General features: G+C 65.0%; 24 protein-coding genes and 1 tRNA gene. 14 read left to right on the top strand and 11 right to left on the bottom strand.

Annotation, left to right across the window (positions count from 1 at the left end; genetic code table 11):
* Window positions 1-112: 112 nt before the first annotated feature.
* Window positions 113-595: an AICE-type RepA C-terminal domain-containing protein gene (locus ACZ50N_RS19930; protein ID WP_464473611.1), complete on the bottom strand. Its 483-nt coding sequence runs from the start codon at window positions 593-595 to the stop codon at window positions 113-115.
* A gap of 226 nt (window positions 596-821) precedes the next feature.
* Here ACZ50N_RS19930 and istA point away from each other — a divergent pair, with 226 nt between their 5' ends.
* Both istA and ACZ50N_RS19920 read left to right on the top strand, forming a co-directional pair.
* Window positions 822-2432, top strand: coding sequence for an IS21 family transposase (gene istA, locus ACZ50N_RS19925; RefSeq protein WP_406775775.1), 1611 nt, complete (start codon window positions 822-824; stop codon window positions 2430-2432).
* A 1-nt stretch (window position 2433) separates the two neighbouring features.
* On the top strand, window positions 2434-3231 hold the full coding sequence (locus ACZ50N_RS19920; RefSeq protein WP_138247680.1) for an ATP-binding protein: 798 nt from the start codon (window positions 2434-2436) through the stop codon (window positions 3229-3231).
* On the opposite strand, the gene ACZ50N_RS19915 is transcribed toward ACZ50N_RS19920, so the two are convergent.
* Window positions 3225-4274 (bottom strand): AICE element replication initiation protein, encoded by a 1050-nt coding sequence (locus tag ACZ50N_RS19915; protein ID WP_464473610.1) that lies wholly within the window; start codon window positions 4272-4274, stop codon window positions 3225-3227. The genes ACZ50N_RS19920 and ACZ50N_RS19915 overlap by 7 nt on opposite strands.
* A 187-nt stretch (window positions 4275-4461) precedes the next feature.
* Window positions 4462-4659: a helix-turn-helix transcriptional regulator gene (locus tag ACZ50N_RS19910; protein WP_011856752.1), complete on the bottom strand. Its 198-nt coding sequence runs from the start codon at window positions 4657-4659 to the stop codon at window positions 4462-4464.
* Window positions 4660-4861: 202 nt separating this feature from the next.
* Between ACZ50N_RS19910 and ACZ50N_RS19905 the strand changes: the two genes are divergently transcribed.
* Both ACZ50N_RS19905 and ACZ50N_RS19900 read left to right on the top strand, forming a co-directional pair.
* A complete protein-coding gene (locus ACZ50N_RS19905; RefSeq protein ID WP_064280677.1) occupies window positions 4862-6073 on the top strand; it encodes a tyrosine-type recombinase/integrase in 1212 nt (403 codons plus the stop codon).
* A 20-nt stretch (window positions 6074-6093) separates the two neighbouring features.
* A tRNA-Leu gene (locus tag ACZ50N_RS19900) sits at window positions 6094-6167 on the top strand.
* A gap of 48 nt (window positions 6168-6215) precedes the next feature.
* On the opposite strand, the gene ACZ50N_RS19895 is transcribed toward ACZ50N_RS19900, so the two are convergent.
* Entirely contained in the window at window positions 6216-6743 is a 528-nt protein-coding gene (locus ACZ50N_RS19895) for a tyrosine-type recombinase/integrase (RefSeq protein ID WP_464473609.1), read from the bottom strand.
* A 701-nt stretch (window positions 6744-7444) separates the two neighbouring features.
* Entirely contained in the window at window positions 7445-8188 is a 744-nt protein-coding gene (locus ACZ50N_RS19890) for a hypothetical protein (protein WP_464473608.1), read from the bottom strand.
* A 57-nt stretch (window positions 8189-8245) separates the two neighbouring features.
* On the opposite strand from ACZ50N_RS19890, the gene ACZ50N_RS19885 reads away from it, so the two are divergent.
* Both ACZ50N_RS19885 and ACZ50N_RS19880 read left to right on the top strand, forming a co-directional pair.
* Window positions 8246-8494, top strand: coding sequence for a hypothetical protein (locus ACZ50N_RS19885; protein ID WP_464473607.1), 249 nt, complete (start codon window positions 8246-8248; stop codon window positions 8492-8494).
* A 33-nt stretch (window positions 8495-8527) separates the two neighbouring features.
* Window positions 8528-9475: an AbiTii domain-containing protein gene (locus ACZ50N_RS19880; RefSeq protein ID WP_464473606.1), complete on the top strand. Its 948-nt coding sequence runs from the start codon at window positions 8528-8530 to the stop codon at window positions 9473-9475.
* Between the two features lie 519 nt (window positions 9476-9994).
* Here the strand turns inward: ACZ50N_RS19880 and ACZ50N_RS19875 are convergent.
* On the bottom strand, window positions 9995-10876 hold the full coding sequence (locus ACZ50N_RS19875; RefSeq protein ID WP_464473605.1) for a universal stress protein: 882 nt from the start codon (window positions 10874-10876) through the stop codon (window positions 9995-9997).
* The gene (locus ACZ50N_RS19870) at window positions 10873-12699 is read right to left on the bottom strand and encodes an amino acid permease (RefSeq protein ID WP_464473604.1); all 1827 of its coding nucleotides are present in this window, start codon (window positions 12697-12699) and stop codon (window positions 10873-10875) included. The genes ACZ50N_RS19875 and ACZ50N_RS19870 overlap by 4 nt, the downstream gene beginning before the upstream one ends.
* A gap of 301 nt (window positions 12700-13000) precedes the next feature.
* On the opposite strand from ACZ50N_RS19870, the gene ACZ50N_RS19865 reads away from it, so the two are divergent.
* From ACZ50N_RS19865 to cynS, 4 genes are all read left to right on the top strand, one after another.
* A complete protein-coding gene (locus ACZ50N_RS19865; protein ID WP_464473603.1) occupies window positions 13001-13225 on the top strand; it encodes a hypothetical protein in 225 nt (74 codons plus the stop codon).
* A gap of 125 nt (window positions 13226-13350) precedes the next feature.
* The gene (locus tag ACZ50N_RS19860; protein ID WP_464473602.1) at window positions 13351-14133 is read left to right on the top strand and encodes a hypothetical protein; all 783 of its coding nucleotides are present in this window, start codon (window positions 13351-13353) and stop codon (window positions 14131-14133) included.
* 145 nt (window positions 14134-14278) lie between these two features.
* Complete coding sequence (locus ACZ50N_RS19855) at window positions 14279-15139, top strand: formate/nitrite transporter family protein (RefSeq protein ID WP_046361636.1); 861 nt, start codon at window positions 14279-14281, stop codon at window positions 15137-15139.
* Window positions 15136-15585: a cyanase gene (gene cynS / locus ACZ50N_RS19850; protein ID WP_046361635.1), complete on the top strand. Its 450-nt coding sequence runs from the start codon at window positions 15136-15138 to the stop codon at window positions 15583-15585. Before ACZ50N_RS19855 ends, cynS begins: the two co-directional genes overlap by 4 nt.
* Window positions 15586-15594: 9 nt before the next feature.
* Here the strand turns inward: cynS and ACZ50N_RS19845 are convergent, their stop codons facing one another.
* Complete coding sequence (locus tag ACZ50N_RS19845) at window positions 15595-16707, bottom strand: FAD-binding domain-containing protein (RefSeq protein WP_464473601.1); 1113 nt, start codon at window positions 16705-16707, stop codon at window positions 15595-15597.
* A gap of 47 nt (window positions 16708-16754) precedes the next feature.
* Here ACZ50N_RS19845 and ACZ50N_RS19840 point away from each other — a divergent pair, with 47 nt between their 5' ends.
* Complete coding sequence (locus tag ACZ50N_RS19840) at window positions 16755-18119, top strand: MFS transporter (protein WP_464473600.1); 1365 nt, start codon at window positions 16755-16757, stop codon at window positions 18117-18119.
* Between the two features lie 11 nt (window positions 18120-18130).
* Here the strand turns inward: ACZ50N_RS19840 and ACZ50N_RS19835 are convergent, their stop codons facing one another.
* Window positions 18131-19558, bottom strand: a complete 1428-nt coding sequence (locus tag ACZ50N_RS19835) for an alpha/beta hydrolase (RefSeq protein ID WP_464473599.1) — start codon at window positions 19556-19558, stop codon at window positions 18131-18133.
* Window positions 19559-19608: 50 nt separating this feature from the next.
* Window positions 19609-19926 carry a WhiB family transcriptional regulator gene (locus ACZ50N_RS19830; RefSeq protein ID WP_046361633.1) on the bottom strand — a complete coding sequence of 106 codons (318 nt, stop codon included), beginning with the start codon at window positions 19924-19926 and terminating at the stop codon, window positions 19609-19611.
* Between the two features lie 296 nt (window positions 19927-20222).
* On the opposite strand from ACZ50N_RS19830, the gene ACZ50N_RS19825 reads away from it, so the two are divergent.
* From ACZ50N_RS19825 to ACZ50N_RS19815, 3 genes are read left to right on the top strand one after another with little or no spacing between them, the layout of a single operon-like run.
* On the top strand, window positions 20223-20909 hold the full coding sequence (locus tag ACZ50N_RS19825) for a hypothetical protein (RefSeq protein ID WP_464473598.1): 687 nt from the start codon (window positions 20223-20225) through the stop codon (window positions 20907-20909).
* Window positions 20906-22180: an MFS transporter gene (locus ACZ50N_RS19820; protein WP_046361631.1), complete on the top strand. Its 1275-nt coding sequence runs from the start codon at window positions 20906-20908 to the stop codon at window positions 22178-22180. Before ACZ50N_RS19825 ends, ACZ50N_RS19820 begins: the two co-directional genes overlap by 4 nt.
* A gap of 5 nt (window positions 22181-22185) precedes the next feature.
* Window positions 22186-23496, top strand: a complete 1311-nt coding sequence (locus ACZ50N_RS19815) for an SLC13 family permease (protein ID WP_464473597.1) — start codon at window positions 22186-22188, stop codon at window positions 23494-23496.
* Here the strand turns inward: ACZ50N_RS19815 and ACZ50N_RS19810 are convergent.
* Window positions 23489-24967 carry an FAD-dependent oxidoreductase gene (locus ACZ50N_RS19810; protein ID WP_464473596.1) on the bottom strand — a complete coding sequence of 493 codons (1479 nt, stop codon included), beginning with the start codon at window positions 24965-24967 and terminating at the stop codon, window positions 23489-23491. The genes ACZ50N_RS19815 and ACZ50N_RS19810 overlap by 8 nt on opposite strands.
* Between the last annotated feature and the right edge of the window lie 118 nt (window positions 24968-25085).

Below are 25085 nucleotides of genomic sequence, written 5' to 3'. Positions count from 1 at the left end.
AGGCGAGCTGCCACATGTCGACGCTTCGCCGGTGTTGACGCATCATCAGACCGGATGAAACGGTATGCGATCAACTATCTGGGCACCTGTTTCCCTGCACCACAGCGCACGGTCAAGACGCTGCCGCCGTGCGACCCTCGCCAGCCTTCGCGTCGGCATTCAAAACTTTCTGCTGACTCCGGTCGAAGTTCGCGTTCTCGCTGATCTGCGTAAGCGAGAGACGCGAGGGTTGCGAGGCTCGCTGAGCCACAACATCTTTGTACGGCGGATAGATTGTCCACAGCAGTACGTTCCTGCGGTTGCGCGCGCCATCATCTTCGATCACCCATCCGAGGTTGCGTAGAGCGGGTGCGTGCCTACGCAGCAGCCCAGAAACGTCGCGACCGTTCTTCGGCCAGTCCCTCGGTCGTTGCCAGTCGTCGTTGACCGGTGTGAGCAGCATCAGCAAATCACTGCCGGATTGACCAACAGCAGGTTCTAATGTCCGCGAGCGAAGCTGTTCGATAAACGGGTCGACGGACAAACTATCCTCAGACAACTGATTGGCGCGCGACATGTACCGGCGTACGCCATTAGTCGACAAGATCTCGTCCACGGCCGCCAGCGTGCGACAGAAGTCCGCCATCCTGGGCGAGTCCTCAACTGTGATGGTCTCCAACTGTCGTCTGCCATGAGGATGGGACCAGTGTGACCTGATTTTTGCCAGGGTGATGGGACCACCTGGATTGCCAGTTATGGGACCACCGGCGCGTCGCGTCGGTGGTCTTTTCATTTGTTCGTTCGATCGCCGTGACGGCTCAAGGTCACGGAGGTCGGCGGGCATGGCTTTTCGGGAGGTCAGTGTGAATGAGATCAGGGAAGTGCTGCGGGTGTGGCTGGGGGTGGTGGGACTGCCGGCGCCGGGGTACCGCAGCATTGCCGCGCATTGCGGCCTGGACCGCAAGACGGTGCGCCGCTACGTCGAGGCCGCCCAGGCGGCGGGTTTGCGTCGCGACGACGACGTCAGCGCGGTCGATGATGCGTTGATCGGGATGGTTGCCGAGGCGGTGCGTCCGGTGCGCCCCGATGGCCACGGGGCGGCGTGGGAGCAGCTGGTGGGCTTCGAAGATCAGATCACCGCCTGGGTGGCCGGCACCGGTGAGCATCGGCCGTTGACGGTCACGAAGATCCACACCCTGTTGGCCCGGCAGGGGTGTGTGGTGCCGTATCGGACGTTGCACCGATTCGCCAGCCAGCGTTGCGGTTTCGGCCGCAAAGACCTCACGGTGCGGGTCGCTGATGGCGATCCCGGAGTGGAGTGCCAGGTCGACTTCGGCTACCTGGGGATGCTCACCGACGCTGCTGACGGGCGCCGCCGCAAGGTGCACGCGCTGATCTTCACCGCGGTGTACTCCCGGCACATGTTCGTGTGGTTGTCGTACTCGCAGACCCTGGCCGCGGTGATCGCCGGCTGCGAGGCGGCCTGGGAGTTCTTCGGCGGGGTGTTCGCCGTGCTGATCCCCGACAACCTCAAACCGGTGATCGCCGCCGCGGACGCGGTCAACCCGCAGTTCAGCCAGGGCTGGCTGGACTACGCCGGGCATAGCGGGTTTCTGACCGACCCCGCCAGGGTGGCCTCGCCGAAAGACAAGCCACGGGTGGAACGCGCCGTGCAGTACGTGCGGCGAAACTTCTGGGACGGAGAAACATTCACCAGTCTGCAGCAGGCGCAGGACGCCGCCACAGCGTGGTGTCGTGACACTGCGGGCACCCGCACCCACGGCACCACCTGCGCACGCCCGCTGGAGGTGTTCACCGACGAAGAGCAGCCCCGGCTGTTGGCGGTGCCGCAGGTCTATGACGTGCCGGTGTTCAAGACGGTCAAGGTCCACCGCGACTTCCACGCCGAGGTCGCCAAGGCCCTGTATTCGCTGCCCGAATGCTGGATCGGTCAGTACCTGGACGTGCGCGCCGACACCGAGCTGGTGAAGTTCTATCGCCGCGGCGTGCTGGTCAAGGTCCATCCCCGCCAACCGGCCGGTGGGCGCAGCACCGACCCCGCTGATCTGCCCGAACACAAGACCGGCTACGCGCTGCGCGATGTGACGACATTGATCGCCACCTGCGCCGCGCACGGCCCCAACGTCGGGATCTACGCCGAACGCATCCTCGATGACCGGCTGCCCTGGACGAAGATGCGTACCGTCTACCGGCTGCTGGGTCTGGTGCGCCGCTACGGCGCCGACCGGGTCGAACAGGCCTGTTCATTGTCGCTGGATCTCGATGTCGTCTCGGTGAACAAGATCGCCTCCATGCTCGAGCGTGCCACCGAGACCAGCTCCCCGGCCCTGCCGAAAGCGGTCGGTCACACCGCGACCCGCTTCGCCCGTGATCCTTCCGAATTCAACTCCACCCCAACATCATTGACCATCGTTTCCGAGGAGAACCGCTGACATGACTACCACCGCCCGTGGAGCTACCGACCCGATCGGCGCTGATCTGCTCCGACTGCTCAAAGCCCTCAAGCTCGGTGCACTGGCTGACACCCTGCCCGAACGCGCCGCCTTGGCCCGACAACACAAACTCAGCCACATCGGCTTCCTGGAAACACTGCTGGCTGACGAGGTCTCCCGACGCGAATCCCGCTCCGCGGCACTACGAGCGGCCAAAGCCGGACTCGATCCGAGCATGCGGTTTGATACCTGGACCGCCCACGGCGACCTGCGCTATGACCGCACCCTGCTCGGTGATCTCACCTCGCTACGGTTCCTCGATGCCGGCCAGTCCGCGATCGTCCTCGGGCCCGTCGGCGTTGGCAAGACGCATCTGGCAACAGCATTGGGAAACATGGCTATTCGACGCAGACACACCGTCGTGTTCGGCCGCGCCGACAAACTGTTCACCCGGCTGCGCGCCGCCCGCCTCGACCACACCGTCGACGCCGAGATCCGCCGCCTGGCCGCCGTCGACGTTCTGATCATCGACGACTTCGCGCTACGCCCCCTCGACGCCACCGAAACCAGCGACTTCTACGAAATCGTCGTCGAGCGCCACCGCGCCAAGACCACGATCATGACGTCGAACCGCGAGCCCGCCGAATGGCTGACCATGACCGCCGACACCCTGCTCGCCCAATCAGCCATCGACCGACTGACCTCCGCCGCGCACACCCTGGTCATCGAAGGACCGTCCTACCGCCAACGGACCCGCCCTCAGCTTGACCCAGACCCCGCCGACGAGCATCCTCAATAACGCGCCACGGTGGTCCCATCCCCCTGGCAATCAGGTGGTCCCATCACCCTGGCAAGCGACACCAACCGATGGTGAACGGAGGCAGCCAAGTCAAGTAGTCCGCCAAAAATACCTGGTAGAGCTGCTTCCCACCGCTGTCGCATCTCGGCCTCTGACTGTCGCATTCTGGGGTCGATGCGTCGCAGCTCGACGATCGCTAGCCGCTCTGCCAGATCGGGTCGGATGGCGCCGACGTCGATTCCGTTGATAATCACGCATCGACGAAACTTGATGACAGCCAGATCGGCATCGGTATATAGAGACCGTTTCACCATGGCGTCGCCTGTCGCAGCGCGGCATAACGAGTCCGACAGCCACGGCGGGATGGCCGACAGGTTGTCCAGAGCAACGACCCACGATCCAGAAGCGGCAACCGCCCATGAGTCCGCGTCCCGCGGCGCCTGACGAAAGGGGGCGGGCGAAGGATCGATGAGTTCGACCAAGCTCCGTGTCGATGTCGTTTTAGCGCTACCTTGCTCGCCAAACAGGGCTAGTACCGGATGCGGGACGTCGCACTGAACCAAAGCAGCTACTAGGAACGCGAGAAGAACTGGGCGGTCCTCAACGGCGACATTGACGAACTCCCAGAGCTTCGTCACATCCCCGCGGGGGCTTGGTGCCGGCATCGCCCCCGTCAGCTTCGTATTTCGGAGGAACCGCACCGGCGCAGTGGGAGCCATCGACCACCTTCCGTCGCAGACTTTGATTACTTGACCGTTTGGATCTCCAGTGTCGATGTAGATCGTCCCGTGGTGGTCGGCAACGCGTAGGTTCAACTTGTCGGGTGCCTGCGTGGCCGCCAGACCTTCCAAAATCAGTGTGGCGTCGGTAAGTGCTTGGCCCCCGGCGACCGCACCGGTCTCGGTGAAGTAGCGAGCGGCGAGATCTGCCCGTAGGCCAGCCCTCCCACCACGCAGGAGTATCGCGAGGTGGGGTCGACTGCGTTCGGCGCCAAATGGTTCGCCGTCCTTGGAGACTCCGAGAACATAGCGTTCCCGGGCCATATCGACTAAGCGTGCCGCGACTGACTTCTTGTCCCCCTCCCCCCTGCCGCTCAAGGGATTTCCTGCCCGTGGTGCTGTCGATTATGGGCATGCTGCGCTATTCTCATGAGGAACTTCCGTGTGGCGTGATCGGGTGGTTCGAACGAAGGCCTCGGCTAGTCCCCGAGGTCTTTTTCGTGCGCAGGCACTAAGCGGCGTCGCCGCCTCCGCGGCGGGTTGCGCTCTCTCGCTCCGATATCCAGCGCAATACCTCGGCCCTCCGATAAACGACTCGGCGTCCCAAGGTGAAACTCGCCGGCCCAATATTCGAATGCCGCCAGTACCTCAGCGTCCCCATCGGAACTCCAGTGATGTCCGAAACTTCCTTCGCTCCTAGCAAATCCATCAAATTACTCCTCAGCTATGGTCGGTTCGCCTGAGCCAACAGTGACTGGTGACTTGACGGTCTGTCCACGACCACAGCCACATTCACTTGAAGAAAAGCCTTTCAATGACTCGGGGGTCGTGACGTCTTCGGCGGGCTCATAGTCCGGCCTCCGGACAACGAAGCGGATGAGGGGAGCGGAATACTGCGGTACTTTCAGCGTATGACGACTCGGAACGAGCGAGCGGGAATTGACGACCGCTGGCACAAACGAGTCAAGGCGCCGGACGGCGCGATGCGTACGGAGCGGTCTGCGGTATACGGCAAGGTCTCGCGCTGGCGTGTCAGATGGGTCGACAGCACAGGCGCTGAACGGACCAAGAGTTTCCAACGCAAGCCGGATGCGCAGGCATACCTCAACGGCCTGACCGCCGACCTTCAGCGCGGTGAGTATGTCGATCCGAGGAAGAGTGCGGAGACGTTCGGGTCGGTGGCGGAGCAATGGTTCGCCACCAAACAGCACCGAAAGCCGAAAACCGTTGCAGGATATCGCTCGTTGCTCGACACCGTAGTCTTGCCGAAGTGGGATGGTGTTCCGCTGAAAAGGCTTGACTACGAGTCCTATTCGACGTGGCTGGGGTCGCTGTCGGTCGATGGTGGGCAACGTGGAGCCGGTTTGTCGGCAAGTCGGATCACCCAAGCGCATCAGCTGGTAGGTGCTGTCCTGAAATACGCCCAACGGACTGGCAAGGTGGCGAAGAACGTCGCGTTGGAGATCAAGCGGGACGAGGATCTTCCCGAGCAAGCCGAGCGTGAGCGGCGCTACCTGAGCCATGCCGAGTTGTTGGTGCTGGCCAAGGCTGCGGATCGGTTCGAGACGCTGACGCTGGTCCTGGGGTACTGCGGGCTGCGGTTCGGCGAAGCCGTTGCGTTGAGACGCAGGCATGTGGGGGATCGGGTGCTGACGGTGCGCTCGTCGGCAACCGCGGTCACTGGTAAGGGCATCGTGGAGTCGACGACCAAGACGAAGCGGGATCGCCACGTGCCCGTGCCCGAACCTGTCTGGAAGAAACTCAAGGCTGAGTTGCCTGCCGATCCGAACGCGCTGGTGTTTCCTAGTCGGAAGGGCGGGTTCCTGCCACTCGGTGAGTACCGCTGGGCATTCGACAACGCGTGTGAAGACGTCGGCATCGAAGGGCTGGTACCTCACGGCCTCAGGCACACCACGGCGTCACTGGCGATCAGTGCAGGCGCTAACGTCAAGGTCGTGCAGAGACTCCTGGGGCATGCAACGGCGGCCATGACGCTCGACCGTTATGGGCACCTACTCAACGACGATTTGAGCGGTGTGGCAGACGCGCTGGGTAAGGCTATAGACAGCACTGCGGTATCACTGCGGTATTCAGGACGTCAGAGGAAGGCTGATACGGCCTAAAGTACGCTCTGAGCTGCGACGCCCCCATAGCCCAATTGGCAGAGGCAGCGGACTTAAAATCCGCCAAGTGTCGGTTCGAGTCCGACTGGGGGCACAGGGACTTGACTCGTAACGACGCAGGTAGAGGGATTATTGGAGGCGGCTAGACCGCGTTCGTAGGCCGTTCTGCCCACATTTTGCCCACAGTCACATCTAACTTGTCGGCAACTCCGTTGAGGTCGTCGTCGAACAGATCGGCGTAGACGTCCAATGTCATGGCCGCCGACGAGTGCCCCAACATCCGCTGCACGACCTTGACGTTGGCGCCCGCCGAGATCGCCAAGGAGGCTGCCGTATGTCTGAGTGCATGGGCTGTCACGCGAGGGAACACGGGGGTGGTCGGCTCATCACCCTCTTTCGCCCGGGCCGCTTCCGCGGCTGCCTGGCACCGCTCCACGGCCCCCGACAGCCAAGCATGCGACGACGGTGGACCGAGGTACCCGCCGTCCCGGGCCGGCCAGGTCAGGTCGCCGTGAGCCTTGCCGCGGCACGTTTTCGACAACTCCTCGATTACGAACGCGGGCAACACAACCGTCCTCGACTTGCCGGACTTCAGAGTCCCGAGGTGAACGTCACCGCCCACCGTTACCGCGTTCTCGTGCAACGTGATCCGGCGCTTCCGCGCCACCATGCGAGTCGGGTACGGCTTCCCCCACGAAGCAGCTGTCGTCTGCATCGGTGATGTCGACGGCTCCTAGCCCACCACCCCTGACCCGGTGAGCGCGTGAGCGTCAAACCCTCCAACGGTACGGAGGGCAAGGACGCCATGACCACGCCGCAAACCAGTGCGAGCAGTACCTGCGCTCCGTGCTCACCGTAAACACCACCGAGGACACACCTACATGCCACGCTCATGCCTCAAAGCCTGCGCCCAACCCGGATGCCCCGAACTGCAGATCGAAAGCCGCTGCACCAAACACAGACACGCCAACGACCGCTACCGCCGCCAGTTCGGCTCCAAGCCCACCGAGCCCCGCGACCGCGGCCGGCGTCGGGCCGCTGTCGACGCCCACCGAGCCCAGCACGGCGACTGGTGCCCCGGATGGGGACGAGACGCCCACCCGTCCACCGACCTCACCGCCGACCACATCACCGAAGTCACCCTCGGCGGCGACCCCCACGGCGAACTCCAGGTCATTTGTCGAGGATGCAACTCGAGGAAGCACGCCACCCGACAGACCAGAGTCCGATGATTAGACGTGTTCGATGGGAGTCGCAGGTCAGGCAGGGTGGGGAGTGCCTCCGGCAGCGGATCGCAGACGGTGACCGCCGGTGAGAGCCCTCGCAGTGCAGAGACTTGAAATGCTGTGAGAAACGGTTCGCGCCACGGCGCTAGATCGGAAGGGTCATATATTCGATGCCACTGTCAATGCCCTCCGTCAGGACTGTCGGCCCGTAAATCGGTGTCCGCTTATCGACCTCGCCCGCGAGTTCCGTGAATTCTGCCTTCAGTGCATCAAACTCTGCGGGGGAGTCGGCCCAGTAGAGCCTTGGGCCCTTCATGTCGATGATGTTGGCATCGCTTTCCACCGCAGCGGCGTAGTGATCACGTAGTTCGTCGCCGTCCCGATACCTGATGTCTTCGTCCAGCTTCAAATAGGCAATTTTCGGTGAAGGGAACTTACCCGGCGGTAGCCGTAGTGGGACCATCAACCCGAGATCTTTAAAACCGAATACTGCGGCCAGCGTCCCCCGTTTGGCGCCAGGAGCGATCATGCTGTCCTTGCCCAACCGGGCCGTTCGTTCTCGGAGATAGGGGCAGACTATTGCCGAGTAGAACACGCAGGATCGATGGAGCGGTCCTGCCAAGTCATGGGCATGTTCACGTTCGTGGCCGCGAATTTGAGCCGCATCACCTTGCGCGAAGGCGCGATAAACGTTGTGGCCGGGCGGCATCGGGTATCCACACAGAGCACATGCTCGATTCACCGCCAGGACGACGGTTCGCTCGACCGAAAACTTATTGAAGGCTGGTTTACCCCCTTCCCATCCAATCTCGGCGAGGATGAAGAATCCCCGAGAGTCACGTGGTAAGTCCGCAAACCACGGCGCTGGTTCCGGAAATTCAAACGACATGTTCCCCCCTAGGTTGACGAGGCCCTAGCCTATGAGGAATCGAGTCAGGAGGGTGCCGTGTCGAGCGACCAAGAGCGGGCGCAACTTAAGGAATGGTGGGAGACACTCACCGAGAATCAACGAAACCGGTTGAAGGACGCTATGCGGACTTACCCCGCAGACCCTTCGATCGTCAATCTGCTGACTTCATGTCCAATCGAGGCGGTGAAGGGTTCGTGGACGGCCACGTCGATCGCCAACAGCGGCCACGCAATTGCCATTCACGAACCGCTGAAGTCGTTCGTAGAGGGCAAACTCGGAGACTGAATTTCTGTCGGTCGCCGGTGAGAGGATGCAGAGGTGTCTAAGCTGTCTGAGATCATCGACGCGGCCACGGGCGAGACGGTGTCGATCGCGTCGCTACTCCGCCAGGTCAAGGTTCTCGGTGTGCGTACCGGCACTCAAGCGTTATCTAAGTGGGTCGATCACGAGCTTCACGGCTATCCGAACGACATGGACTTGCCCGATTACCGAGGACCGTTTCAAACTCAGGTCTTGAGCAACTGGTCCGGGCCGTACAGCTCCATGATCAGGAACGCCCCGTTGGCACCGTCGGCGTTCCCGAAAGTATTGCGGGAAGTTGGAGCTTTCGAAATCGAATTCCGTGAGTCTGTCAGTGAGTTGGAACGGCTGTCGGCGAACGACGGTCCGTTGTCTTATAACTGGGGAACGGATGTGATCGGCCACCTCAATCTCCTGATACAGAGGGGCAAGCTGCCGGAGCTGGCAGCGATGGCCCCAATGCACGGATTGGTGAGTGCGCACCGCGTGGTATCGCCCGCGTTAATAACCTCCGTACTTGACCAGGTTCGCACGCGGGTCCTGGGCTTGGCCCTCGACATCGAGAGAGTAGCTCCCGAGGCGGGCGAGCCGGGGGCCGATCTAAAAGATGAGCACGCGGTCCAGAACATTGTGCACGCCTACATCTACGGCGACGGAAACACCGTCGCAGTGGACAGCCCCGGGGCTATTCAGATTGGCAATGTGGCGGCAGGCGACCTAGACGCTCTCCTGGCCGCGGCCCGAGGACTTGGCTTCGCGGAGGAAGACATCGAAGACCTTCGCGCAGCGCTGGAAGATGATGCGGCTGAGGGAGAGCTCGACGAGCGGGTCGGACCGGGTACGCGAGTCACTCAATTCATGGGCAGGGTGGCGATGGGTGGCTTAACTAGGGCTGGTGAGGCCGGCACGCAAGAGGGAGTGAAGATTCTCGGCGGCCTAATTCGAAATTACCTCGGTATGCCATAACCGTGTTCTTGCGGTTCGTCACCCCCACGCTCTGCCCACAACTTGCCCACAGTTACAGATAACTCCCGTGAACCACGGTCATCTGTTTGTGCTGATCACAACAGGTTCGGATCACTTATCTGCACCGCCAAATCGGTTCGAGTCCGACTGGGGGCACGTTATAGGCGCCTGCAGCGGCGCTCTCTCCGTGGTCGGTTCCGCTCGCGAAGCCGTTGCTGCACGCAAGTTTCTGCAGCTGACGGACCCGATCGACGTAGAGTCTTGCGGCATTACCAGCTGGCGCGAGTGTCTCCTACGCCGCTGGCAAGGTCCCGGAGTTCGACTTCATCGTCTACTCCAACGCACCGGCCTACCTGAGCGACGAGGTCGTGCACGACGCAACATCTCCCGCCGAATGCGGCTCTGCACTGCTGTGGAGAGCTACGTCATCCCCCGGGCTACAGCGCCGTCGTGGCATCGCCAGGCTTCGGCTCCGACGACGAGGTGATCGGCTTCCGCGAACACATGGTGCGCTGACCGTCAGGCGGCCGTCCGCCGCGGCATGATCATCGTCGGCACCGGCGAGTGCCTCAGGATGCGTGCCGCCGCCGAACCCAGGAACACCTGCGCCACCGGGCCGGCCGCCCCGGACCCCAGCACGAGGATGTCGCCGGTCTCCCACCCGACGCCGTCCACGGCGTCTCGCCACGTCGAACCCGAGCCGATCACGATGTCGGCCTCGACGGTGTCGACGCCCGAGCGAACCGCTTCCAACTGCTCTGCGACGCTCACCCGTGTTTGCCGCGCCCATTGCGCGATCACGAGGTCGTCGGCGCCGGGTTCGAGCGAGCCGCTGAACACGGACATCGGTCGGACGGTGAAAGACGCGATGCGCAGCCGAACCGACCAGCGCGCAGCCAGTTCGGCCGTCGCCGCGACCAATCCGACGTGGTCCGCCTGCCCGCCGTACGCCACCGTCAGTCGCTCGATCCGCCCGGGGTGAGCGGGATAGCCGCGCGGCGCGATGGCGACCGGGATCTCCGCCGTGTGGACCAGACGGTCGGTCGCACTGCCCAGGGCGATCCGGCCGAGCAGCCCCGTCGACGACGATCCCACCACGACGGTGTCGGCCTTCACCTCCGTGGCCAGCTCTGTCAGACCCTCCGGTACCGACGTGGCCTGGTGCACGATCGGCCACACATCCAGACCCGGCGGCAGTTGAGCGATGGCGTGCTCGAGTGCCTTCTCGGCCTGCAAGCCGATGTGGTTGAAGTACTCGTTGTCCATCGGATTGGGGAGCCAGGGCCGCTCGATGACCGCCGCCGCGACGATCTTCCCGCCGGTGCAGCGGGACAGTTGCGCTGCGAGATGCAGCGGCGCCGGACTGTGCCCGCTCCAGCTGAACCCCGTGAGGATCGTCATCGCCGGACCTGGCTTGCCGCAGCGGATTTCGCGACAACGTGGGTCACCGGAACGGTGAAGTGCGCCCTGGCGCGGTCGACGACGTCGAAGCGGTGCCATACCGAGAACTCGGGGGACAATGTCGCGATGACGATCTGGTCGGGACTGAACTCCTCAGCGGCGTGCTCGAGCGCCCGCAGCGGCCGGTAATCGCCCAATTCACCGCGTGCGTCCAGCTTTTCGCTACGCAGCGCGGCAAGCGTGGTGTCGAGCCGGGCGGCGGCCGCCTCCTGCGTTGCCTCGGTGACGTCGCGCGGACCGTGCGTCTCCGCGGCGCCCGTGTCGACGGGGCTCGCCGGCACCACCACCAGATACCTCGTGTCCTTGTCAGCGCCGATCCGGCGCAGTTCGTCGAGCAGCTCATCGGAATCGACGGTCTGATTGGCCAGGACGAGCACCCGGTGCGCTGCACCGGCGGGGGCCTCCTCCGCCGGTTCGGACGGGCGTTTCTTGACGAACCACTTGTTGATGACGAACAGCACGATGACCACCGCCCACGACAGCAGGCTCAGCACGAGCTGGGAACGCAACGCGGTGTCGATGAACATCTGCACCAGGATCGCGACGATCCCCACCGCGGTGAGCACTGACAACACGGGGAAGAGCCACATCTTCACGCGGAGTTCCGAATCAGGGGTGCGGTACCGCAGCACGATTTGCGAGACCGCGATCAGCAAGTACACGAACAGGATGATCGCGCCGCTGGAGTTCAGCAGGAACGCGAAGACGGTGTCGGGGGAGACGGCCGCGGCTATGACGCAGAGGAAGCCGACCACCGACGAGGCGAGGATGGCGTTGGCCGGCACACCGCGACGAGTGACGTTGACCAGTGCCGGTGGCGCTTCCCGACGCGCTGCAAGGACGAACAGCATCCGTGACGCCGTGTACATCCCGGAGTTCAGGCAACTGAGCACCGCCGTCAAGACCACAGCGTTCATCACGTGGTCGGCGTAGGGAATGCCCATTTTCGTGAACGCGGCGACGAACGGCGACGCGGCAATTCCCTTGTCGTTCCACGGCAGAATGGTCACCAGCAGGAAAACCGCGCCGACATAGAAGATCAGGATCCGCAGGATCACCGAGTTGGCCGCTTTGGCGACCGCTTTCTCCGGGTCCGAGGATTCCGCCGCCGCGATGGTGGCGATCTCGGCGCCGACCATCGAGAAGATCACGGTCACGATGCCGACGGTGATGGCGCCGAAACCCAAGGGCATGAAACCGCCGTGACTCGTCAGATTGGAGAAGTCCGCCGATTTGTCCGGCCACAGGCCGAAGACAAACGCCCCACCGAGGGCGATGAAGGCGATGATCGCGGCGACTTTGATGCCGGCGAACCAGAATTCGAACTCGCCGTAGGAGGCGACCGAGAACAGGTTGGTCGCCGTCATCAGGATCATGAAGATCAGGGCGGACAACCACAGCGGGACGTCGATCCAGTACTGCACGATCTTGGCCCCCGCGATGGCCTCGAACCCGACCACGATCACCCAGAAGTACCAGTAGAGCCATCCGACGGAGAATCCCGCCCAGTGCCCGAGCGCATTGCGTGAATAGTCCGCGAACGACCCGGTGGACGGATTCGCCACGGCCATCTCGGCCAGCATCCGCATGACCATGATGATGAGCACGCCCGCCATCCCGTAGGTCAGGAAGGAGCCGGGTCCCGTGTCGGCGATGACGACACCGGATCCGACGAACAGGCCCGCGCCGATCACACCGCCGATGGCGATCATGGTCAGCTGACGCTGGCTGAGGGCCTTCTTCAGGGTGGGTGTTGCACTCATGGAAACCTCCAGCGCCTCAGGGAACCGGTCAAGCGTGACAACACTTCAGTGTGGCATGGATCACATTCGATTCCTACGGCCTCTTGAACGGTCACGTCGGCGAACCGGTTGAGTGTCCAGCGCTTCGGCGTACCAGGCCGGAGATCGGCGGGACTTCTGAGACCACCCGAATCACGAACGAATCACAATCATGTTGTTTAGTGCCTCCGACGCGTGGGAATCGCTAGTGACGGAGGCACGTCACATGACAACAAGCACACCAACACTTCGTCGGCAACGCCGATATGCCATCGTCCACACAGTGGCCATGGTCGTGGCCATAGCGTCGGGTACGTTCGCCTTGGTCGCAATGCTCTTCGGGTCGCCCGCGAGTTTCGGTCTCGCACTGGCGCTTTGCGGCGCAGCGTGGATCGTCACGCACTTCGTCGAGTACCTCACCGAGCAGGATGCGATTGCGGCGCGTCGTCGTCGCCCACGGCCGACGCGGCGCATGACCGGTTCCACGCGGCTGACCCCATCGCACTAGACATTCGGCGAAGCAGGCACACCGCGCTCGATTGCCCCACAGGGCCACTGCACGGACACCGGTCGAGCCGGCCGCCAACGGCGCGTCAAGGCGACCTCTGGCACCGTTTGCGAGAAGATGCCCCTGTGACTTCTGATGCGGATGTGACGAAGGCTTCGGTCCCGGCGGAGGCAGTGAACTCCCGCGCAGACAGCGCGGCCGGACCCGAGCCGGCCCAAGCGCCTGCCGAATCCCCGAGCGCGACAACCCCGGCGCCGCAGCCGCGCACGTGGTCGATGCCGAAGTCGCCGGTCACCCGTCAGCACGTCGACGATGTGGGCCGCGGCGTCGTCAAGATCTCCAGATCGCTGTCCAGTCTCGTGGGCCGCGCGGCACGGTCGGGCGTACGCATCGTCGCTCAGATGTGGCGCGCCCTCGCAGCGGTGCCCCCGGCAGCGCGACTGCTGTTCCTGGCGAGCGCGCTGCTGCTCCTCGGATTCGTCGGTGCCCTCGTTCTCGACGGCACCCCTGGCCTGCTCTGCATCATCGTCGTGATCCCGGTGTGCGCGGCTGTTCTCGGCGCACTCGGGTACCGCTGGTACAGCGGGCTCGGCATCGACGCGGCCGCCGCATCGCAGTCGCGCCCGATCCAGCCGGCGAAGTCGGACCTGGAGCGGTCCGTCGATTACGTCGACCGCAAGCTGGCGCTGGCCCTCACCTCCCTCGGCACCGACCATCACCAGCAGGCGGTTATCGCGCTGTTCCAGGCGAAGACGGCCGTCGAGCTGACGTTGGGGACCGAACAGGATCTCGACAGCTATGCCGACATGACGATGCGCCCCGACGACTACGGGCTACGTCCCCGGATCGGGGCCGGGTCCGGTTCGACGTCGACGCCGCGGGAGGGTAATTCGCTGGCGGCCTCGTGACCCGACGGGCGGAGTGACCCGCTGCCCCTCACGCAACCTGGGTGTTGGCTGTGAGGTGGTGGCAACACGACTGTCCACGCGCTGTTGCGAATCGGCAATCCGGTCGGGGAACTCTGGGGCAACGGTCTTCCCCGAAAGGTTCTCCATGTCCTATGTGAGTCCGAGCGAGTTCGTCGGCAAGATGATCGACGCCGGCGAGTCGAAAGCATTGATGTCGACCCGCGACATCCTGATTCGAGCGTTCATGGCAGGCGCCATCCTCGCCCTCGCGGCGGCGTTCGCCGTGACCATCACCGTGCAGACCGGCAACGCGTTGCTCGGCGCGGTCCTGTTCCCCGTCGGTTTCTGCCTGCTCTATCTGCTCGGATTCGACCTACTGACAGGTGTTTTCACACTTGTCCCACTGGCGATGCTCGACAAGCGCCGCGGCGTGACGTTCCGGTCGATGATGCGCAACTGGGGCCTGGTCTTTGTCGGCAATTTCGGCGGCGCCATCCTGGTCGCGCTCATGATGGCGGTGGTGTTCACCTACGGCTTCAGCGTCGACCCGAACGAAGTCGGCCAGCGGCTCGGCGAGATCGGGCACAGCCGGACGGTGGGTTACGCCGAGCACGGTGCCGCAGGCATGCTGACGCTGTTCATCCGTGGCGTGCTGTGCAACTGGATGGTCTCCACCGGCGTCGTGGCGGCGATGATGTCCACCAGCGTCTCCGGCAAGGTCATCGCGATGTGGATGCCCATCATGTTGTTCTTCTACATGGGCTTCGAGCATTCCATCGTGAACATGTTCCTGTTCCCGTCGGGACTCATGCTCGGCGGTGACTTCTCGATCGGCGACTATCTGATCTGGAACGAAATCCCCACGGTGATCGGTAATCTCGTTGGGGGACTGACCTTCGTGGGACTGACGCTTTTCGCCACGCACGCCCGTACCGGCGACACGCGACTGGTCGAAGTGCCCTCCGAGGATCGCGCGCTGATGACAACAGGACGGAAGGCTCGATGACCCCGATCATGCCCAAAAGCGAGGCCGCGGAACTGATCAAGGCCGCTCGCATCCGCAAGAAACTCGACTGGTCCGATATCGCGGCGGAGATCGACGCGCCCCTGGTGTGGTGCGTGGCCGCCCTGCTCGGGCAGCACCCCATGCAGGCCGCGCAGGCCGAGCGAGTGTGCGCACTGCTGGACCTCGACGGTGCGGTGGCCGAGAGCCTGCAGCTGCAACCCAGCCGCGGCATCGACCCCGCGCTCATGTCCGATCCGACCATCTACCGATTCCACGAGGCTCTCGCCGTCTACGCGCCCGCCCTCAAGGAGTTGATCCATGAGGAATTCGGCGACGGCATCATGAGCGCCATCAACTTCAAGGTCGACATCAAGCGCCGTGCGGATCCGGACGGCGACCGGGTCGTGGTCACCTTCGACGGGAAGTTCCTCGACTACCGCTGGTGACGCGCACGCCTACCGCGTCGTGCGCTCGCACTGCTTCCAGAAACTGGTGAACGACGCGTACGACTTCTCCGGCACGTCGGGAAACATCCGCGGCATCTCGTCGGCGGTGCCGCGCCAATGCGGCACCGAGGGATGCCGCATGTAGGTGACGTCGTTCCCCAGGTCGAGGTCGTCGAACTCGGCCACGATCACGCGAGCGCCAGGAATCTCCCGCGCGCATCGCATCACGTAGTCGGTGACCATCGGCGAGACCGGGAAGCGGTCGAACCAGCTGGGTTCCAGCAGGACGATCCGGTTCGCGTCGACGTCCTGGCGCCATGCGGCGTTCAGCCAGAACGAGTGGTAGAGCACCGTGGGCTTGGCCGGGTCGACCATCGGCTCGTCGCTCGGCGGCGGCGTCCACCTGAGGTCGAGCTCCACACGTTCGGTGAGGACGTCGGGAACCGCCATCTCGGCGAGCACACCGTAACCGTGGTCGATGACGGTGTCGTGCTGCGTCAGCGGTGAGTACTTGTTGACGTTCTGCTGGGCCGGCACGTATTTCTTACCGCTGTTGGTGCCCGCCACCCACTGCCATGACAGGCTGTTGCTGGCGGGATCGCCGTCGAGCAGGTGGTAGTACAACCACAGGCTGGGTTCCCACCAGTGGGTGCGGCCGATGTTGCATGTCAAGCCCGCCAACCACATTCGTGCGTGGTTGTGCATGTAGCCCGTGTCGTAGAGCTTTCCGACGGCGGCGTCGAGCGCGTCGATTCCTGTGCCGCCGTCGCGCACGGCTCGGGGCATCCGCCGCGAGCTGACGGGGTGCTGCGGGCGCTTGACGTCGCTGAAGATGCGATCGCCGAGGAACGTCCACTCCCGCTGCCAGTACTCGCGCCACGCCAACTCGAAGACGAACTTGTAGGCCTGGCTGCGCGTGAAGCGCTCGAGGACCAGATCGCGGACCTCAGGCAACGTCACCAACCCACGGGTGAGATAGGGCGAGATCTGCGTGCCGCCATCGGTGAAATTGCGCGTCCTCGCGTAGCGCGCGGCGTCGATTCCCGACACCTGGTCCAGCACGTCCTGCCGGGACACCGCAAACGACTCCACCTCGTCGAGAGTAGCCACGGGGTCGGACACGCCCCGGACACGCTCGAAACACCCGCTGGGTGCGAGGATGTTCACCCATGACCACACGCGAACCGGACCTGGTCGCCGGCGTGCCCCGCAGGCGGATCGTCGTCGCCTCGATGGTGGGCACCACCATCGAGTTCTATGACTTCTATGCCTACGCCACCGCCGCCGTCGTGGTCTTCCCGCACCTCTTCTTCCCCAAGGGCGACCCGACGACGGCGCTGCTCGCATCGCTGGCGACCTTCGGCCTCGCCTTCGTCGCGCGTCCCGTCGGGTCGATCCTGTTCGGGCACTTCGGCGATCGGATTGGACGCAAGACCACGCTGGTGGCCTCGCTACTGGTGATGGGCATCGCGACGTTCCTCATCGGCGTGCTGCCCACCTATCACCAGGTGGGGCTGCTCGCTCCGGCGCTGCTCGCGATCATGCGCTTCAGCCAAGGCCTCGCCCTCGGTGGCGAATGGAGCGGCGCGGCCCTGCTGGCCACCGAGACCGCCCAACCCGGCAAGCGTGCGTGGGCGGCCATGTGGCCGCAGCTCGGCGCCCCGTTCGGTTTCCTGCTGGCCAACGGCGTGTTCCTCATCCTGGTGCTGTGGCTGGGCTTCAACACCGCCAGCCCCGACCTGGACGGTGCGTTCCTGACGTGGGGCTGGCGTATCCCGTTCCTGCTGAGCGCTGTCATGGTGGCCATCGGCCTCTACGTCCGGCTGCGCCTGACCGAGACCCCCGTGTTCGCCCGCGCGATCGCGCGCGGGGAGCGGGTGCGTGCCCCGTTGGCCGAGGTGTTCCGCAATCACTGGCGTCAGTTGATCATCGGAACGTTCGTCATGCTGGCCACCTACACGTTGTTCTACGTCGTCACCACCTGGGCGCTGAGCTTCGGCACCGGCAAGAAGACTGCCTCCGGTGGGGGATTGGGTATTCCCTACCTCGAATTCCTTCAGCTGCAGCTGATCTCGGTGCTGTTCTTCGCAGCGATGTTGCCGGTCACCGGACGGCTGGCCGACAAGTTCGGCCGCCGGGTGACGTTGCTGGTGATCACCGTCGCGATCATGATCTACGGCACCACCTTCGGGCTGCTGCTCGACCCGGCGTCGGCGACGACCACCTCGACGCTGGTGTTCCTGATCGTCGGGATGACGTTGATGGGCCTGACGTTCGGACCGATGAGTGCCGTGCTGCCCGAACTCTTTCCGACCAACGTGCGGTACACCGGATCCGGCGTCGCCTACAACGTCTCCAGCATTCTCGGCGCGGCGATCGCACCGTTCGTCGCGACGTGGCTGGCCACCTCGTACGGAGTGGCGTGGGTGGGCGTCTACCTGCTGTGTGCTGCGTTGCTGACCCTCATTGCGCTCCTGGTGATGCGCGAGACGCGCGACGCCTCACTCGACGACATCGAGGAACTGGTTCCGTAGCGGGGGAGCTCTCACGACCCCATGGTGCCGGGTGTCCGCACCCGTTCGGCGAGCCACGGCAGGGCGTCGGAGAACGAACGCTCGGCGAACTGCCAGGTGTGGAAGCTGATGACCTTGTGAATGGAGCACGAGATCTGCACGGCCTGACCAGCTGCGCAGAGGTCCTCGGCCGCGCCCAGCTCGTCGGTGTCGCGTTCCCCGTCATGGCCGCCGAATCCGGACGGGGAACTCGACTGCGGTCGGTGCAGGCCGGCGGTCTTCATCAGTTGGTCGGCATTCGCCGGTGCGACGGTGTCCTCGAACCAGCCAGCGACACCCGTGTAGGGGCCGTGCTCGGCCATCACCGTGCGCGGATCGAAGGCGTCCCACTGCGTGGCGTCACCGCCGTAGAGCCGGTCGATCGTCTGCTGCTTGGTGCCCGCGGTCGGGCCGTGATCGCCCGCGATGTCTTCGAACGTCCCGAACAGGTCCGGATGCATCACGGTCAGGTCCACCGCGCACGTGCCGCCCATGGACCAACCCACGACCGCCCAGTTGATCGCCGCGTCGGATGCGCCGTAATGGGCGACGAGGTAGGGGCGCACGTCTTCGGTGAGATGGTCGGCGGCGTTGCCGCGCGGCCCGTTGACGCATTCGGTGTCGTTGTTGAAGCTGCCGCCGACGTCGACGAACACGAAGATCGGTGTCTGGCCCTGGTGTTGGCTTGCGTACTGATCGATGATCGGCATGACGTTGCCGCTGCGCATCCAGTCCGCCGGGGTGTTGAACTCTCCGGCGATCATCATGACCACCGGCAGTCGTGGTGGAGTGTCACCGGCGAACCAGGCGGGTGGCAGATAGACGTACTCGCTCCGATGCGTGAAACCGCTTGCCGTGTCGGGAATATCGACCTTCACCAGCTTCCCCGAATCCGGGGTGGTGTTGCGTAGGGAAGGAAGCGCCGAGGCGTCGACCTCATGCGGGAGCGGGCCCGCGGTGATCGCACCCCATGCCGATTGCAGCGATGGGTAGTAGCCCACCCATTGGTTCAGCGACATCGCTGCGGTCAGCAATGTCAGCGGTATGGCGAGAACGGACAGCCCCCGACGCCACCATCTGGTGTTGCGCCAGCCCAGCACCGCGATCGCGACCGTCGCCCCGAACACCGCCGTCCACACCCACAGCACGAATGGTGCCGGGTCCGAGGCCAGCCCTTCGGAATTCATGGAGGTGCGGGCCGCCAGCGCGACGAGTACCCCGACGACGATCGAGATCGGCACCCAGATCACCCGCCACCGTCGGGTCCGCCAGCCGATGACGGCGATCAGCACCACGGCGGCGAGGATCTCGACGGTAGGCGGGAACCAGCCGCCGAGCAGCGAGATCCCTCGCTGGAATTCGTGGAAGTCGGGAGCCGGGAGTTGCGGCAACGGTGGCGGCGTCGGCGTCTGCGGCGGCATCCCCCCATCGTGGCGACGCTAGCTGTGCACTTGCCATGCGCCCCGATCGCTCAGACAGCGGCCCGGTGGAGAAGGTGGCGCGCGCGCTCGCCGGCGGTCATCGCTCCCCACACTCCGTGCTGCTCGGGTGTGCGCAACGCGTGGTCGCGACACTGTTGGAGAACAGGGCACTGTTGGCAGATCTTCTTGGCGGCTTTCTCCTTACTGTGGATCACCGCTCGAGAGGGGCCATCCGGGAAGAACACCTCGGCCGGGTACCCGAGGCACTTTCCCCGCAACTGCCAGCTCCATGCGTCCTCTGTGGGTGGGGGGAGCCGGAGGCAGTGTGTTCGCGCGAACGAGGTCAGATAGCTGCTGTGGCGCGTCATCAGCGTCCTCCGCGAATCTCCGTGCTGCAGTCTCTGTGGCCACAGCCGTCACAGGAGAAGTCGATGGACGCAGGAGTCTCGTTACAGCGTGGGGTATCAGATCGCCCTGCCGCCCAATCCCTTTCACAGCAACCTGCCAGCCAAACTCACAGGTGACATCTCGTCATCTTCAGGTTGGCTTCAGGCCGCACGGTCAACATCACTGACGGCAAAGATCCGAGCCCACGCGAGACAAGGCGCGTGTCCACCTGCCACCGGCCTCTAGACACGGGGAACTGACATTGAGCGTGATCACTGTGGATGTTGTCCTCATCCTGCCGCCGCCACTGCGAGATCTCTCGGTGGCCACCAGCAATCAACTGGCCGATGCGATGTCGGACTCCGGCGGTGCCGCGTTCCGCCTCGGCCGGCCTTTCCCGGGCCGCGACGACGGTCCGTGCGAACCGCACATCTCGCTGTTCATGATGGCCGTCGACGCCACCGAGGTGGCGGAGGTCGCCGCGGCGGTGGCCGGCGCCGCGCGCACGGTCACGCCGGTGGCGGCCTCGGCCGTCGAATACCGGCACAACCACGAAGGTGCCCCGGAGGTGTTCTTCGCCCGGTCCGACGAGTTCCGCGCAGTCCAGCGTGCAGTGATCGCAGCGGCGGAACCGTTGCGCCGGGGCCGGATTCGTGAACTCGACCCCGGCGGCAACCCGCTGGCGGCCGTCCTCGACGACCCCGACCCGGACGATCCCGCGCGGGTACGGCAGTTGCGCACCTACGGGTTCGACGATGTCTCCGACGACCAGGACGACCGGTTCAACCCGCATGTAACGCTCACCTGGCCGGTCGATGAGACCAGCCGCGTCGACCTGACGACCCTGCGCCCTGCAGCGGATTTCAGCGGTCGGCTCACCGACGTCGCTCTGTACGGCATGGCGCCCAACGGAACCTGCACCCGCCGCTACGGCTCGTGGACTTTGACCGGGGACCCGGTGTGACCACCGACAGCCCCGAGCTCCGGCGATCGCTCTGGGCGCTCGACGGGGTCAACTTCTTTCTGGCCGACGTCCAGGCCGGACTGGGCCCGTTCCTCGGGGTCTACCTGATCAACAAGGAGACCTGGAACCCGGCCAACATCGGCCTGATCCTGACCCTCGGCGGCGCGGTCGGGCTACTGCTCAACGCCCCGGCCGGCGCCCTGATCGACGCCACGAAGTACAAGCGGGCCCTGCTTGCCGGGGCCGCCGCGCTGACGTCGTTCGGCACGTTCATCGTGACGCTGAAGCCGACCTTCGCGGTGGTCACCGCCGCCCAGTTGCTGACCGGTATCGCCGGGGTGGTGCTCGGGCCGGTCATCGCGGCCATCGCGCTTGGGATGGTCGGGCCGAAACGCTACGCCGCGCAGACGGGTCGGATGCAGGCGTTCAACCACGCCGGCAATGTGGTGGGTTCGGCCGTCGCCGGGCTGGCCGGCTACCTCATCAGCCTGCGGATGGGCTTCTGGCTGGCCAGCCTGTTCGGCATCTTCGTCGTGCTCTCCACTCTGCTGATCAAACCGAACCTCATCAACCACGACGTCGCGCGCGGGATGAAGCCCAAGGACGACGCAGACGACGGCGACGACAAGCCATCGGGCTTCCGGGTCCTGCTGCGCAACCGCCCGCTGCTGATCCTCGCCGCCGTCGTGGGCCTGTGGCAGCTCGCGAACGGCGCGATGCTGCCCATCACCGGCCAGAAGCTGGCTGTCGGCGACGCCAACGACGGCGCTCTGTATCAGGCCGCCCTGATCATCGTCGCGCAGGTCGTGATGATCCCGATGGCCATGCTCGTGGCGCGCCGCGGCGATCGGTGGGGCCGAAAACCGTTGATGGTCCTGGCTTTTGCGGTGCTCCCGGTGCGCGGCGTGCTGTTCATCCTGGCGCAGTACCCGGGTGAGGTGATCGCCGTGCAGGCCCTCGACGGTATCGGGGCGGGGCTGCAGGGTGCGTTGTTCGCGATCATGGTGGCCGACCTGACGCGCGGCAGCGGCCGGTACAACATCGCCTTCGGTGCGGCCACGATGGTGCAGGGCATCGGCGGCGCACTCAGCCCCACACTCGCCGGCGCCATCGACGCCGCCGCCGGGTACGGCGCGGCGATGTGGGCGCTGACGGGTATCGCGGTGGTGGCTCTGATCCTGCTCGTGCTCGCGGTACCGGAGACGCGTGCGTCGTCGGACGAACCGCCGGAGACCTCCGACGTCGCACCCGAACCCACCGCGGTCGGCTAGTACCGATGATCTCTGGACTCGGTGCGACCGTGTTGTCGGTCGCTCTGGTGGCGGCCGTGATGGTGTTCGCGGTGGTGCGACCCCGCGGGCTGCCGGAGATCGCCGCGGCGTTGCCGGCTGCCGTGATCGCGGTGGCGGCCGGACTGGTCAGCTGGCCCGCGGCACGGTCCGCGGTCGCCGACATGGCGCCCACCGTCGGGTTTCTCGCGGCCATCCTGGTTTTGGCGCATCTGGCCGATGCCATGGGCGTCTTCGCCTGGATCGCCCATCAGTTGCGGCGCGGATCGCGCGGATCTCCCACGCGACTGCTCAGCCTCGTGTTCGTCGCGGCGTCGGCGACCACCGCGATCCTGAGCCTTGATGCGACGGTCGTGCTGCTGACGCCCGTGGTCATCGCCACGGCGCAGGCGCTGCGGATGGACCCGCGGCCGCACTCCTATGCCAGTGCGCACCTGTCCAACACGGCCTCCACGCTGCTGCCGGTCTCCAACCTGACCAACTTGTTGGCCTTCGCCGCAACGGGTTTGACGTTCGTGGAGTTCACGACGGTGATGGCGCTGCCGTGGATCGTGTCGATCGTCGCCGAGCTCGTCGTGTTCCGGATCTTCTTCGCGCGGCAACTGCGTGCCCCGGCCGACGCACCGGGGGCGGCGCGGGCCGCTGTGGCGGACGACGTGACTGGGACGAGCGAAGCGACGGGAGTTGATTCGGCGCCGCCGATGCCGACGGCTGCGCTGGCCGTGTTGGCACTGACGCTCGCCGGTTTCGCGGTGTCCGGGTTCGTCGGGGTCGCACCGGGTTGGGTGGCGGCCGCGGGTGCCGTGGTGCTGGCGGGATTCGCGCTGCGGGCCCGGCGGACCACGGTGCGTCGCACGCTGGCCGCGGCGGACGTGCTCTTCTGCGGGTTCGTCCTCGCGCTGGCGGTCGTGGTGGCCGCCGTGTCCGACGGGCCGATCGGTCGTGCGCTCGCCGAGCATCTGCCGCGCGAACCCACGCTGCTGGGGTTGTTGGTGGCGGCCGCCGTCGCCGCGGTCATCTCGAACCTGGTGAACAACCTGCCCGCGACCCTGTTGCTGCTGGCGGCGATCGGCACTCACGCGCCGCCGGCTCTGATCCTGGCGGTGCTGCTGGGCGTCAACATCGGCCCCAATCTGACCTACGTCGGATCTCTGGCGATCATGCTGTGGCGCAGGGCATCTGCAGCAGCCGGCGCCGATCCGCAACTGCGGGTCTACACCGTGCTGGGGCTCCTCACTGTGCCGACCGCACTGGTGGCGAGTGTGCTCGCGCTGTGGGTCGGGGTCAGGCTCATCTGACGTGTGGCGCGGCCAGCGGGCCGCAGCGCAGATCGAAGCGCTCGCGCAACGTATCCAATGTCCGCCGAGCATTGTCGCGGTCGCGCCGGTGCCGGAGCAGGAACGTCAGGGACCCCCGCAGTTGGCGGGTCAGCGGATACCAGGAGTCGACGTTGGACCCGCACCGCAGGAACACCGCATTCGGCAGCCGCTCGAACATGACACTGAGGTTGTGCTGCGACAGGCACAGGATGCCGAAGGGAAGGATGACTTTCGATTTCGCCCGCAGGTCGATCGCGTCCATCTCGTACAGCGGGGCGTCCGCCAGTCGATCGCGGTAGAGCATGTGCGTCATGAAGTACGCCATGAAGGACGTCAGATGCATTGTCGCCGAACGAAGTTGAATCGACAGCGCCGATCCGCCGGGTGAGAGGTAGGGCTGATAGGGCCCGGCGTCGCGCAGAACATAACCCGTGCAGTTGATGATCCAGCTGCCGGGTGCGACCGTCCGGCGTTGGCCGCTGGCGAATGTCATCACCGGACCGTCGGGTCCGTCGACCACGTCGGTGAAGCGGTCCATCGCGACTTCGCGCAGACCCGCGGCGATGGCGCGGCTCTCCGCGGCCGACATGATGCCCAGCACGTAGGTGTCGGCGCCCTGTGTGGGCCACACGCCGTAGGTGTCCCGGAACCAGCGGTTGGCCTCGTCTTCGTTGGTGCCGTCGAAGTGGCTCAGCATGTGCGCTCCCGAGACGCTCGCCGGGGTGCCCGACCACCACCGCCTGCGTCCCCGCGGGAAGGTCTCGTCGCGGCTGAGGAAGTACGTCCCCGAACCGGCGACCATCGACACCTCCCGGTGTGGGTCGGCAGTGATCAGCGCGTGGGCGGTGTCCATCCCCGTCTTGCCGCCGCCGATCACCCACACCGGCGCACCGTCCGAGGCGATCTCGTCGACGTCGCAGAAGTTCGGCGACACCGAGCGCACCTGGTGGGACTGAACGGGCAGCGGATCGTTCGGCGTGACGGCGAAGCCGGCCGCGTTGATGAGCCGTGGCGTGGTGATCGTGCGCGTGCGCCCGTCGGCGGCACTGACGCGCACCGTGGCCATGCCGTTGGATTCGGTGAAACCGTCGAATTCCCAACCGAACAGGGTGTCGACCGTGACCCGCTGGCGGACGACGTCGAGGCAGTGGGTGAAATGGTCGAGCACCTCGGATCGTGTTGCGAGGTGTCTGCGGTCGTGACCCTGGGTCCACGGGATGTCGCCGGCGGTGAACCACGGGTGGGGCTGGTGCAGGCGGACGTACGGGTAGGTGTCGACCCACATGCCGCCGACGCGTAGGCGACGGTCGACGAGAAGCACTCGCTGCCCCCGGCCCAGATATTCCGACGCCACCGCGAGTGCGTTCATCCCGGCCAAGCCTGCGCCGACGATGCACAGATCGCAGCTCTCGGTCTCCGTCGAAAGGCTCACCGTCGAGTTGTCGGTCACCGCGTCACCTGCTTCGCTCGTCGCCTCCCGAAGGGGTGCCCCTTGACAGCAAACCAAAACCTAGCGACAGCGTCGAAAAACTATCCGTACGGCTATCTCGAGTGCCGGTAGCCGCCAA

The organism is Mycolicibacterium obuense (assembly GCF_055397605.1).
Note: the sequence above shows the minus strand (reverse complement) of the source record. Positions and strands in the feature narration are given on the sequence as shown.

Bases quoted from the DNA above. Each gene is read 5' to 3' on its own strand.
- ACZ50N_RS19890 (WP_464473608.1), bottom strand. From the start codon at position 8,188: ATGTCGTTTGAATTTCCGGAACCAGCGCCGTGGTTTGCGGACTTACCA.
- ACZ50N_RS19855 (WP_046361636.1), top strand. From the start codon at position 14,279: ATGTCCTATGTGAGTCCGAGCGAGTTCGTCGGCAAGATGATCGACGCC.
- ACZ50N_RS19895 (WP_464473609.1), bottom strand. From the start codon at position 6,743: ATGGTGGCGCGGAAGCGCCGGATCACGTTGCACGAGAACGCGGTAACG.
- ACZ50N_RS19840 (WP_464473600.1), top strand. From the start codon at position 16,755: ATGACCACACGCGAACCGGACCTGGTCGCCGGCGTGCCCCGCAGGCGG.
- ACZ50N_RS19815 (WP_464473597.1), top strand. From the start codon at position 22,186: ATGATCTCTGGACTCGGTGCGACCGTGTTGTCGGTCGCTCTGGTGGCG.
- ACZ50N_RS19915 (WP_464473610.1), bottom strand. From the start codon at position 4,274: ATGGCCCGGGAACGCTATGTTCTCGGAGTCTCCAAGGACGGCGAACCA.
- ACZ50N_RS19835 (WP_464473599.1), bottom strand. From the start codon at position 19,558: ATGCCGCCGCAGACGCCGACGCCGCCACCGTTGCCGCAACTCCCGGCT.
- ACZ50N_RS19875 (WP_464473605.1), bottom strand. From the start codon at position 10,876: ATGACGATCCTCACGGGGTTCAGCTGGAGCGGGCACAGTCCGGCGCCG.
- ACZ50N_RS19870 (WP_464473604.1), bottom strand. From the start codon at position 12,699: ATGAGTGCAACACCCACCCTGAAGAAGGCCCTCAGCCAGCGTCAGCTG.
- ACZ50N_RS19905 (WP_064280677.1), top strand. From the start codon at position 4,862: ATGACGACTCGGAACGAGCGAGCGGGAATTGACGACCGCTGGCACAAA.
- cynS (WP_046361635.1), top strand. From the start codon at position 15,136: ATGACCCCGATCATGCCCAAAAGCGAGGCCGCGGAACTGATCAAGGCC.
- istA (WP_406775775.1), top strand. From the start codon at position 822: ATGGCTTTTCGGGAGGTCAGTGTGAATGAGATCAGGGAAGTGCTGCGG.
- ACZ50N_RS19830 (WP_046361633.1), bottom strand. From the start codon at position 19,926: ATGACGCGCCACAGCAGCTATCTGACCTCGTTCGCGCGAACACACTGC.
- ACZ50N_RS19910 (WP_011856752.1), bottom strand. From the start codon at position 4,659: ATGGATTTGCTAGGAGCGAAGGAAGTTTCGGACATCACTGGAGTTCCG.
- ACZ50N_RS19920 (WP_138247680.1), top strand. From the start codon at position 2,434: ATGACTACCACCGCCCGTGGAGCTACCGACCCGATCGGCGCTGATCTG.